The sequence below is a fragment of the Gardnerella sp. DNF01195 genome (assembly GCF_049244175.1).
In the GTDB taxonomy this organism is placed as follows: Bacteria; Actinomycetota; Actinomycetes; order Actinomycetales; family Bifidobacteriaceae; genus Bifidobacterium; species Bifidobacterium leopoldii.
On record NZ_CP058383.1, the window covers coordinates 984,317 to 996,857 of the forward strand.

Below are 12,541 nucleotides of genomic sequence, written 5' to 3' on the forward strand. Positions count from 1 at the left end.
AAAACTACCATGTGATTAAGGTCACAACTATATTCAATATTAATTATTCCAAATAATCATGCGAGCGCCGCATAGCTAGTATTTGGCAACTGTGGTAAAACAGCCAGCAAACCGGCAGTAAAAATCAGCGCAAGTATAGGCAACAGATGCCATTGGAACGTAGACGAGAATGCAAATCCAATCCAAGATCCAGTAGTAGCACCAATCGCAAACGCAAGGCGCGCCCAACCAGAAAACTTAGCGAGCGCACTTCCTTTGAACAGAATCTGACGCGCAACAATAATCGACTCCACCAACAACATTCCACCAATCGATTCAAGGAAGAATGCAACCCACATTATTGGCAAAAGACTACTAAACATAAAGCAATAAGCAAGCAAGCTCACAACAATTCCTAAAACCGCTATTTTTCTTAAACCGAGTTTTTGAGACGAATGCGCATATAAAACGGACGCAAGCACGCTTCCTACGCCACTGAAAATATACAGTATTGTTAAGGATTTAGAGCCATATTGCTTACCAAGACCAAGAAGAATATAAGAAACAGAGCATGCAGGAATAAAAGCAACCAAAAGAGATCCGGCAAGAAGCATGATTTTACTCTTGAACGATGGATTCGCAGATTTCTTAATAGTAGATTGATTATCTGCAGATTTGGAATCTGCTTTATTTTCCAGTTCCGTCTGCTTTTCTTGATTTTCTTGCGATTCATTCTCTACATCTTGCGACGCTTCCTCTTCTACGCAAGACGCTTGCGAAATATCTTGTTTCATAATAAATCGCGTAGCACAAGCCGCAAAAGAAGTCACGGACGAGAAAATCAAAACCGCAGGAATTGACCAGCTTGCAATCCAAGATCCAAGCGGAGAGCCGAGCAAGGTTCCTGTAACACTCGCCAAAACGCTTACAATGCCGCTGTAGTTTACAATCATGCCGTCATTGCCGCCGGCAGCATCAACCTCGAAAACTTCGCTAGCGATATCAATCACTTGCCCGGTAATCAACAATGCGCAAGAAAGAGCTACAAGCGACCACTTCCAAGCTGGAGAGCCAAGCATAAGAAGCGGCAGCAAACTGAGCACGCCTTCTACGCCTTCAGTCATAGCAAGAGCGCGAAAACCGCCAAGCTTATCAACAATCCAACCAGAGCATGGCGAAAGAAAATCGGCAACCGTCATAAAAGTCTTACGAAAACCAATCACCCAAGCCGGCAAGCCAACAATAATAATCGAAGGCAAAACCGAGCCTTCATACGCCTGATTGCCGAGCATAGAAAAACAAAAGCCAACAAGCGCCCATCGCAATGCCGGACTAATAGATCTCATACGAATAAAAATATTATCTTTGCTAAAAATCGTCTTCACAGCAACTAACTCTCCCCTAAAAACTTTTTCAAAATAATGCAAACTTACATAACTACTCGCATGATTACTTGCAAATTGCTATCCAACTTAAATAATTCACTACAAACTACACAAATCCAATAGCTTATTTGACAAATTTGATAACACTATACTCTCGTTTAAAAAAAAAGCAAAATTTGCATCTAAAGCCCTGAGAAACCATCCTAAAACTACTACGAGTTTCTCCACTAGCAATCACAAATAAGAGACTTGATAATACTCAGTCTCACCTTGCGTAGTAGGCGTCCAAGACAATTGTAAACAGAGAGTTGTTAATTTTTTTGTTTGCTAATTTTTTGTTCAATAATTTTATCGGTAAATGCCTTTAAAAATTCTCTAGAATTACTCCAGCCTACGCCATTGTTTAATCCCGAGAAATCAAAACCAGATATTTCATCTAGAGCTTTACTACAAACCCATTCATACATTCCAGCCTCTTTGCTTTTATATATTATTAGGAACAATGGTTTCATTGCTTTTTTACCCAACGACACAACACTCTTGTATTGTTTAGAATATATTACATCGTTATACCATTGTCCTGTCAGCCAATGGTATTTATCTTTGATCCCCTTTTCACCAATCTCATCGCATAGATTTTGTAATTGTTTAGCCACATATGTGAGAACCTTTTCATCTATGTTTTTTATGAGCAAAGTTTCATCAACACCATTTTTACTTACCTCTTTCCAGTCAACATCTTCATTATTTTCTGAGTGTTTTTCATTCCTTGCAGACTTTTTATTTTCTGTTTTTACTTCTCTATTATTATCGCTAAAACTATTTTGATTCTTACAACCTGAAATAAGTGACATAATGCAAACTACCACAGTCAAAAAAGCATAATGCTTGATATGCTTCATTTATGCCTCCTCTACAACTTAATCTTTACCTAATTGCAGCTACGATTATCATGTTCAATCTTCACTCTGTTATTCACTATCATCTGCCCAATATTCATTCATCTCGTAGTACAAATCATCTTTGAGTCTAATAAAACTGACGGGATGTAAATTATGGACAAAGAATGCATATATGCAATCTACAAAATAATTGTAGCTAAAAATCATCCGATAATCCACAGGATCTTATTTCCATACATAAACAGATGCATAGGCAAAATAAGTGCACTTTTTAACGATAGGAAAGGCTATCGTTAAAAGGTTTAAGATTGGCTTGATAACTTGATTTTTGAGCATAAAAACATCCTAGAAGCACCCCTAGGCTGGATTTTCAACATTCCAAATGCTCACATTCTTTCGTCTTTTACGGAGCCGAAGCTTAAAGCAAAAGGACTTGAATACTATCTTATTAGGAATGAGAGAATCCCTGAGCTTGCCATTTATTCGTTTGATTCAGGTGAACGTTTTGAGCCTGATTTCTTGCTTTTTATTCGTGAGAAAGAGTATGAGGATGTTAAAACATATCAAGCATATGTCGAACCTAAAGGTAGTCAACTTTTATTTGAAGATGAGTGGAAAGAAAAATTCTTAGGACAGATTAAAAACAACTACAAGATTAACGATATTCTAGGAAGAGGATACAAGATTATAGGTCTTCCATTCTTTAATCAAGAAAACAGAATGTCTGAATTCGACAAAGTACTAAACAATTTAGTATCAAAATTATAGTGAGGTAATGAACTACAACATTTGTTCAGCGATTACCCAATCACAAATTTGCGACACACCATAAGACGTATTACAGATTACGAAAATAATAAGAAATTTTCGAAAAAATATATGTTGTTATAACATTTAGCAAAAAATTTTCTTTTAGAGCACCCCCCCCCCCCCGTAGGAAATTTTACAGTCTAAACTAATTTAAAACTGAAAAATATCATGAAAAATAACAAAAAATGATAGAATTTTAAATAGACCCATTTAAATAGAGAGTTTTATTACTGGCATTGGAGAGATTTGTCATAGAATTCGTTCTATTTATTTAAAAATTCATTAAAGATTAGGGAAAATTAAGGAGATTGTTATGACTACCGCTAATCCTTCAAAACATACATCATCATCAAAATCTTCTAGAAAGCGTTCTGCACACAAAGTACACACACTTCCGTTAGCAACAATGGCTGCTTTGTTGACAGCAGCAACCTGCTTAGGCAGCCAGCCTGCAATGGCTGTTACGACGCGCACACCACTTCCTACACCAACACAGTCTAGAGTAGTTAGAAGTCTTACGAATAGCACGGTTGCTGAGTCTCAAAATCACGAATATGTTCCACTAGGCGAAAAGAAACCTTGGTTGCAGTATCCAAATATTCTTGAATTCAGAAGAGTACGCGGTAGAAACAGCAATGCAACAGAAATAAAATCAGACGAAGAAGGGTCTGATAATAATTGGAAATTCGTTAATGATAGAACAGCTATGTATGCACATGTGGAAACACGTGACAACTCTGATTATCTTATTTTCGATGTTTTCTTCAACAACAATGCTGAGTCAATGGTATCTAAATCTAACAAGCAATGGTACTTATGGCAGGTACCATATGCAATTGCAGACTTGGATTCAAATGGGTTATATAAATCTGATACGGTTACTAATCTTAGGTACGATGCGTACAGACCGAAAACCAAAGGTCACATTCTTTCGCAAGATCCAGAAGCTTTTGTGAAAGATGATTCCCTATCATTCTCTGTACCTGACATGAGAAAAACTGATCAGCATTTTGGCAAAGATGGTTATGCTCTTTATCAGGTAGGTATAGGACTTAATCCTGGTAATAAACTTTATACCGATTTAGGTCAAATCTTCCATGGAAACGCAAATGAATCTCTTATTAGTCGAATGGCTGGAGATCAAGCATTGTATGCTTTTAATAATGGTTCGCAGTATAACAAAAATTACGGTTTGGGTATAACAGTTGCTAAACCGTATGACGATGTTGCGTATCATATGCATGCAGAATTAAAGCTTCGTCCAGGAGCCATTAATAAAAACGCAGACAATTATAACGAAAAGTATGCAAACATTCAAAACGCATGGACATGGGCAAATAGCGGTTCTTGGGGAAAAACTACAAGTTCTGCATACACAGTTATTTCTGGTAGAGATCCAAGCAATGATGAAGACAAAGATGATAAGTTAAAGCGCAATAAAGCCGACAACAAAGCGCCAAAAATTTATCATGGCAAAACTGAAATAACCGACGATAATCAGACCATTGAACTCACGGAAGGCGATAATCTAAGCTTCACTACCACCGATAACAAGGGTCATATTGAGAAGTTTAGCATTTCTGGTTTAACGGACACTCCTATAACCAAGCAAGGCGATGGAAGCGAAGACAAACCGCTTTCATCAGGCGACATCACTGTTACTAATAAAATGAACAACAAGACAGTAACTATTACTTCCGAGGATGGCTCTGGCAACGTTACCGCACGCAAAGTTAAAGTCAAAGTTACTAAAAAGACAAAACTTTCTAAAGAACATCCTCTTACCGGTAAAACCATTGATACTACAGTTGGTGGAAAATTACCGCAATTGACAGAAATTGACAATTTTGTAACTGTTAAAGATGGCAGCAAGCTTGACAAACAACCAACATTAAAGTGGAACAGCACTGCTCCAAACACTAATACAGTTGGCGTATTTACCAATAGGATTAAGGGAACATACTCCGATAATTCCACGAGTTTTACAAATGTAACCATCAATGTTAAACCACAGAAACCAGTTATCGACACTGATCTGACTAATCTTGCTGGAAGAACAGGGCAGAAAGTAACAGTATCTGTTGGAAGCGGCATTCCTGAAGGCACTACTACAACAGTTAAACTGTTTGGTAAAGATAACAAGGAAATCGGCTCTACTACAACAATTAAGAATGGTAAAGCGGAGATTACTGTTAATGGTGAAATTCCTGAAGGCGTCGTGTATGCAACAACGACTGTAAAGAAGCCTGATGAAAAGACTCCTAAAGTAACAATTCAAGGATTTGAACTAACTTCAGAAAAAAGTGAGAAAAAACAAGCTACTGCGCCTAAGGATACTCAAAACCCAACAATTACTGCTACTGCCGATTCATTGTCTGTAGCAGTTGGGCAAGATCTGAAGATTCACATTGTTGCTAAAGATGATGTGAAGGTTGAAGAAATCAACTATATACAGGCATTAACGGGCGCCAATCTTATTCAAGCTACCGATATCGTTAATGGTCGTGCAAGTGTTTCAAAAACCACTGACACTGATCAGGAACAAGTGTTGGATCTTACTGTTAAGAACATGCAGCCGAAGGAAGTTGGCACACATACTATAACCTTCACGGTAAAAGATTCGGCAGGAAAAACCGGCACCGCAAAGCTAACCATAACCGTGAAGCCAACTGTCAGCAATCCGAAAGCTGAAAACAAGACTGGTAACAACAAGACAACCGTGAGTGGTAAAACCACTCCAGGCGCAACAGTCACTATCAGCAAGAACGGTAAAGAAGTTGGTAAGGTAACCGCTGGAAACGACGGAAACTTCACTGTCGATATTGATAAGCAAGACCCGAACACCACCCTCACACTCACTCCAAGCAAGGATGGCGTAACCGGAGACCCAGTCAACACGACCGTAACCGGTGAAACACCAGCAGCAAAACCAACTGTCAGCAATCCGAAAGCTGAAAACAAGACTGGTAACAACAAGACAACCGTGAGTGGTAAAACCACTCCAGGCGCAACAGTCACTATCAGCAAGAACGGTAAAGAAGTTGGTAAGGTAACCGCTGGAAACGACGGAAACTTCACTGTCGATATTGATAAGCAAGACCCGAACACCACCCTCACACTCACTCCAAGCAAGGATGGCGTAACCGGAGACCCAGTCAACACGACCGTAACCGGTGAAACACCAGCAGCAAAACCAACTGTCAGCAATCCGAAAGCTGAAAACAAGACTGGTAACAACAAGACAACCGTGAGTGGTAAAACCACTCCAGGCGCAACAGTCACTATCAGCAAGAACGGTAAAGAAGTTGGTAAGGTAACCGCTGGAAACGACGGAAACTTCACTGTCGATATTGATAAGCAAGACCCGAACACCACCCTCACACTCACTCCAAGCAAGGATGGCGTAACCGGAGACCCAGTCAACACGACCGTAACCGGTGAAACACCAGCAGCAAAACCAACTGTCAGCAATCCGAAAGCTGAAAACAAGACTGGTAACAACAAGACAACCGTGAGTGGTAAAACCACTCCAGGCGCAACAGTCACTATCAGCAAGAACGGTAAAGAAGTTGGTAAGGTAACCGCTGGAAACGACGGAAACTTCACTGTCGATATTGATAAGCAAGACCCGAACACCACCCTCACACTCACTCCAAGCAAGGATGGCGTAACCGGAGACCCAGTCAACACGACCGTAACCGGTGAAACACCAGCAGCAAAACCAACTGTCAGCAATCCGAAAGCTGAAAACAAGACTGGTAACAACAAGACAACCGTGAGTGGTAAAACCACTCCAGGCGCAACAGTCACTATCAGCAAGAACGGTAAAGAAGTTGGTAAGGTAACCGCTGGAAACGACGGAAACTTCACTGTCGATATTGATAAGCAAGACCCGAACACCACCCTCACACTCACTCCAAGCAAGGATGGCGTAACCGGAGACCCAGTCAACACGACCGTAACCGGTGAAACACCAGCAGCAAAACCAACTGTCAGCAATCCGAAAGCTGAAAACAAGACTGGTAACAACAAGACAACCGTGAGTGGTAAAACCACTCCAGGCGCAACAGTCACTATCAGCAAGAACGGTAAAGAAGTTGGTAAGGTAACCGCTGGAAACGACGGAAACTTCACTGTCGATATTGATAAGCAAGACCCGAACACCACCCTCACACTCACTCCAAGCAAGGATGGCGTAACCGGAGACCCAGTCAACACGACCGTAACCGGTGAAACACCAGCAGCAAAACCAACTGTCAGCAATCCGAAAGCTGAAAACAAGACTGGTAACAACAAGACAACCGTGAGTGGTAAAACCACTCCAGGCGCAACAGTCACTATCAGCAAGAACGGTAAAGAAGTTGGTAAGGTAACCGCTGGAAACGACGGAAACTTCACTGTCGATATTGATAAGCAAGACCCGAACACCACCCTCACACTCACTCCAAGCAAGGATGGCGTAACCGGAGACCCAGTCAACACGACCGTAACCGGTGAAACACCAGCAGCAAAACCAACTGTCAGCAATCCGAAAGCTGAAAACAAGACTGGTAACAACAAGACAACCGTGAGTGGTAAAACCACTCCAGGCGCAACAGTCACTATCAGCAAGAACGGTAAAGAAGTTGGTAAGGTAACCGCTGGAAACGACGGAAACTTCACTGTCGATATTGATAAGCAAGACCCGAACACCACCCTCACACTCACTCCAAGCAAGGATGGCGTAACCGGAGACCCAGTCAACACGACCGTAACCGGTGAAACACCAGCAGCAAAACCAACTGTCAGCAATCCGAAAGCTGAAAACAAGACTGGTAACAACAAGACAACCGTGAGTGGTAAAACCACTCCAGGCGCAACAGTCACTATCAGCAAGAACGGTAAAGAAGTTGGTAAGGTAACCGCTGGAAACGACGGAAACTTCACTGTCGATATTGATAAGCAAGACCCGAACACCACCCTCACACTCACTCCAAGCAAGGATGGCGTAACCGGAGACCCAGTCAACACGACCGTAACCGGTGAAACACCAGCAGCAAAACCAACTGTCAGCAATCCGAAAGCTGAAAACAAGACTGGTAACAACAAGACAACCGTGAGTGGTAAAACCACTCCAGGCGCAACAGTCACTATCAGCAAGAACGGTAAAGAAGTTGGTAAGGTAACCGCTGGAAACGACGGAAACTTCACTGTCGATATTGATAAGCAAGACCCGAACACCACCCTCACACTCACTCCAAGCAAGGATGGCGTAACCGGAGACCCAGTCAACACGACCGTAACCGGTGAAACACCAGCAGCAAAACCAACTGTCAGCAATCCGAAAGCTGAAAACAAGACTGGTAACAACAAGACAACCGTGAGTGGTAAAACCACTCCAGGCGCAACAGTCACTATCAGCAAGAACGGTAAAGAAGTTGGTAAGGTAACCGCTGGAAACGACGGAAACTTCACTGTCGATATTGATAAGCAAGACCCGAACACCACCCTCACACTCACTCCAAGCAAGGATGGCGTAACCGGAGACCCAGTCAACACGACCGTAACCGGTGAAACACCAGCAGCAAAACCAACTGTCAGCAATCCGAAAGCTGAAAACAAGACTGGTAACAACAAGACAACCGTGAGTGGTAAAACCACTCCAGGCGCAACAGTCACTATCAGCAAGAACGGTAAAGAAGTTGGTAAGGTAACCGCTGGAAACGACGGAAACTTCACTGTCGATATTGATAAGCAAGACCCGAACACCACCCTCACACTCACTCCAAGCAAGGATGGCGTAACCGGAGACCCAGTCAACACGACCGTAACCGGTGAAACACCAGCAGCAAAACCAACTGTCAGCAATCCGAAAGCTGAAAACAAGACTGGTAACAACAAGACAACCGTGAGTGGTAAAACCACTCCAGGCGCAACAGTCACTATCAGCAAGAACGGTAAAGAAGTTGGTAAGGTAACCGCTGGAAACGACGGAAACTTCACTGTCGATATTGATAAGCAAGACCCGAACACCACCCTCACACTCACTCCAAGCAAGGATGGCGTAACCGGAGACCCAGTCAACACGACCGTAACCGGTGAAACACCAGCAGCAAAACCAACTGTCAGCAATCCGAAAGCTGAAAACAAGACTGGTAACAACAAGACAACCGTGAGTGGTAAAACCACTCCAGGCGCAACAGTCACTATCAGCAAGAACGGTAAAGAAGTTGGTAAGGTAACCGCTGGAAACGACGGAAACTTCACTGTCGATATTGATAAGCAAGACCCGAACACCACCCTCACACTCACTCCAAGCAAGGATGGCGTAACCGGAGACCCAGTCAACACGACCGTAACCGGTGAAACACCAGCAGCAAAACCAACTGTCAGCAATCCGAAAGCTGAAAACAAGACTGGTAACAACAAGACAACCGTGAGTGGTAAAACCACTCCAGGCGCAACAGTCACTATCAGCAAGAACGGTAAAGAAGTTGGTAAGGTAACCGCTGGAAACGACGGAAACTTCACTGTCGATATTGATAAGCAAGACCCGAACACCACCCTCACACTCACTCCAAGCAAGGATGGCGTAACCGGAGACCCAGTCAACACGACCGTAACCGGTGAAACACCAGCAGCAAAACCAACTGCTCCAACCGTCACGCCTCAAAATGATGGTTCCGTTGACGTAACACCAGCAGCCGGTACTGATACTCTGGAAATCACTTATACGCCAGAAGGTGAAACCAACCCGAAGACCATCACTGTCAAGAAAGGCAATGACGGCAAGTGGAAGGGTGAAAACACTCCAGAAGGCGTAACCGTTGATGAAGGAACTGGTAAAGTCACTATTCCAGCAAACAAAGTCAAAGACGGTAGCAGCGTAACCGCTAAAGATAAGAAGGGTAACAACACTTCCGACGAAGCCACTGGTAAAGCCGGAAACAACGGCGGAAATTCTGGTTCTGATTCCGGTTCTGATTCTGATTCCGGTTCTGATTCTGGTTCCGGTTCTGGTTCTGAGACTGGAAACAGCAATGGTTCTGAATCTGATTCGGGTAACAATTCCACGTCTAACAACGCTGGTAACGCTGAAACCGGTAATGCTGGCAACGGCAAAGCTGGTAATGCATCCACTGGTGCTTCAGGTTCCAACGTATCTACTAAGTCTGGCAACAAGGTTCCTGCAAAGCATTCGTCCCAATTAGTAAAGACTGGTGCTGAAGTGGAACGAGTAGGATTGATCAGCGCAATGATTGGTGTACTGGGAGCTGCAGCAGCATTCTTCTCTCGCAAGAAGAATCGCGAGTAAAAAAGTTCACCTACAAAATTAAACAAAAGTAAACTAATAATTGAAAATAATTAAGAAAAAGGAGCTGAGCCACAAACCCAGCTCCTTTTTCTATATCGCTGCTCACTTACACATATAAACTCTTGTATTGTGATTCAAAACATATCTTATTTAAGAAGAACCATCTTTGAATATATTCAAATAAGCGATAATAAAATCAATAAAAAACAATTTTTGACAGAATTGCAATATAAAAATTGTTCTTAAACAACATTTCCGCACATAAACAGATGTATAGGCAAAATAAGTGCACTTTTTAACGATAGAAAGGCTATCGTTAAAAGGTTTAAGATTGGCTTAATAGTTTGCTGAACAATCTTACGCAATAATCAATATGCTTTTAGTATCACCCACACCTACCCGCTAATAAAATCCTTATTTAATTAACTAAATTCACATATTTATTACCTAAAATCCTATATTTGTTAAAGTACCTTTACGTCGTTGAATCGCCACACCAACATTCCATATGATCACACCGACAATTGCCCACAACGCACCAACAATAAGAATCACAAGTAACGATACGTCAACATTTACAGAACCATCAACTATGCTACGAGATGCTTGAGTAACATGAGTTACTGGAATCACGTATAACACGTATTGCATCATCTTAGGAAATACGCTAATTGGAGCAATCACACCACAAACAATAGGAAGTATTGCACTAAGCGCGTTAGAAATAGTATAAACATCATTCATCATCATGCTTATAGCAGCTATAGCGATACCAAATCCCGTAGAAGCAACAGGAACAATAAGGAACAACAGCATCAACACACTCATATTAATCACAAAGAAAGCACTTGGGCTTACTACAAGCATTGTTATAAACAAAGTCACAGCATCACTCACTAAAGAAATAGTCACGAGCGCAATAATACGACCGAACCATAATGGTAATGCAACTTTCGCGCTTGTAAGCACGAATGGTGTTGTGCCTTCAAAACGATCCCATGCTAGTGCTTCTGACACAGTCATACTTGTGGAAATAGAACACGCACCCATCACAGCAGCAAGAGTTGAAGCAATCAAACTATGATTAAAACCAGCGCTAGTCGCTACACTAGCTGCTCCATTGAATCCTCCGCTTACAGCTCCAGCTAGAAAAACGTATAAGAACGTGGATAAAAGAGGCTCAATAATCATACGAATAACAGCAGTATTCCAACTATTTAAGCTAGGTATACTCTGTATACTCACTCTTGCACCAGTTCGTATACTAGATAACACGCTCACGTGACCATACTGTGAATATTGATTATATTGATGCAATCTAGCGCACTTACTATTTTGAATAATTTTATTTCGCATAGTTTCAACCTGATTATTATTTCGTATCATATTATGTTCAAACTTCCATTAAGCGTTGCAAGTCGAATAGCATGACGTAACATAGAACCTGCAATAACAAGCAAAACGCTAGATAATACAACACATAACACAATCGCTAACACAGTAGTAGCATTAAACGATTGCGCATGAGCCACCCACACTGCAGACGTAAGCGGATGAATAAACGCAATAACGCGAACTGGCAATGACATTGATTCTACAGGGATTACTATTCCGCAAAGCATCCATACAGGAATTAAAATCAAACCTTCATAAACTGTAGCTTTACGGCATAATACAAAAATTCCAGATAATAATGCAGCAGAAGCTACGCAAGCAAGCATAGAAAGTAAGTATCCAACTAACTGCGTGAATGTTATCATAAAGAACCCATGGCAGAAAACAGCAACGGTAATAATCGCAAGCGGCATACCAATGCACCCAAGTAAAGCTGCGGATCCTACAATAGGAAGAAACACTGCAGCAGGTGAGATGACACTTAAAGTTAAATATTGTAATGTTCCTAAATAACGCTGGTATCCAATAATTCCAACAGCAGTAGTTGTAGCAGACCATAATCCAGCTATAGAAGAATCAACCCAAATATTATTAAGGCAGTTGGTACAATCATGAGAAAAACCATAGTAGGCAACAATTTTCATCAACGCAAAACATACTGGAGCAAGTATCGCATTTTGCAAGAAAAACGTTGTTTTTGCTAAGCTTTTAAGCTGAAACCACATGCCACGAATCACAGAAGCGTATGAACGAGTAGAAGTATTCATATTAAGCCT

General features: G+C 41.7%; 6 protein-coding genes. 2 read left to right on the forward strand and 4 right to left on the reverse strand.

Annotation, left to right across the window (positions count from 1 at the left end):
- Positions 1–56 precede the first annotated feature (56 nt).
- Both HXT43_RS03620 and HXT43_RS03625 read right to left on the reverse strand, forming a co-directional pair.
- On the reverse strand, positions 57–1,364 hold the full coding sequence (locus HXT43_RS03620; protein ID WP_174143397.1) for an MFS transporter: 1,308 nt from the start codon (positions 1,362–1,364) through the stop codon (positions 57–59).
- Between the two features lie 311 nt (positions 1,365–1,675).
- Positions 1,676–2,266, reverse strand: coding sequence for a hypothetical protein (locus HXT43_RS03625; RefSeq protein WP_116442655.1), 591 nt, complete (start codon positions 2,264–2,266; stop codon positions 1,676–1,678).
- Positions 2,267–2,587: 321 nt separating this feature from the next.
- Between HXT43_RS03625 and HXT43_RS03630 the strand changes: the two genes are divergently transcribed.
- Together HXT43_RS03630 and HXT43_RS03635 are read left to right on the forward strand one after the other, a co-directional pair.
- Positions 2,588–3,034 (forward strand): hypothetical protein, encoded by a 447-nt coding sequence (locus HXT43_RS03630; protein ID WP_064340707.1) that lies wholly within the window; start codon positions 2,588–2,590, stop codon positions 3,032–3,034.
- Between the two features lie 355 nt (positions 3,035–3,389).
- Positions 3,390–10,370, forward strand: a complete 6,981-nt coding sequence (locus HXT43_RS03635; protein ID WP_421780902.1) for an Ig-like domain-containing protein — start codon at positions 3,390–3,392, stop codon at positions 10,368–10,370.
- 447 nt (positions 10,371–10,817) lie between these two features.
- On the opposite strand, the gene HXT43_RS03640 is transcribed toward HXT43_RS03635, so the two are convergent.
- The gene (locus HXT43_RS03640; RefSeq protein ID WP_116442652.1) at positions 10,818–11,756 is read right to left on the reverse strand and encodes an ABC transporter permease; all 939 of its coding nucleotides are present in this window, start codon (positions 11,754–11,756) and stop codon (positions 10,818–10,820) included.
- Positions 11,753–12,532: an ABC transporter gene (locus HXT43_RS03645; protein WP_162861581.1), complete on the reverse strand. Its 780-nt coding sequence runs from the start codon at positions 12,530–12,532 to the stop codon at positions 11,753–11,755. Before HXT43_RS03645 ends, HXT43_RS03640 begins: the two co-directional genes overlap by 4 nt.
- Positions 12,533–12,541: the final 9 nt, after the last annotated feature.

Bases quoted from the DNA above. Each gene is read 5' to 3' on its own strand.
- HXT43_RS03625 (WP_116442655.1), bottom strand. From the start codon at position 2,266: ATGAAGCATATCAAGCATTATGCTTTTTTGACTGTGGTAGTTTGCATT.
- HXT43_RS03635 (WP_421780902.1), top strand. From the start codon at position 3,390: ATGACTACCGCTAATCCTTCAAAACATACATCATCATCAAAATCTTCT.
- HXT43_RS03640 (WP_116442652.1), bottom strand. From the start codon at position 11,756: ATGATACGAAATAATAATCAGGTTGAAACTATGCGAAATAAAATTATT.
- HXT43_RS03645 (WP_162861581.1), bottom strand. From the start codon at position 12,532: ATGAATACTTCTACTCGTTCATACGCTTCTGTGATTCGTGGCATGTGG.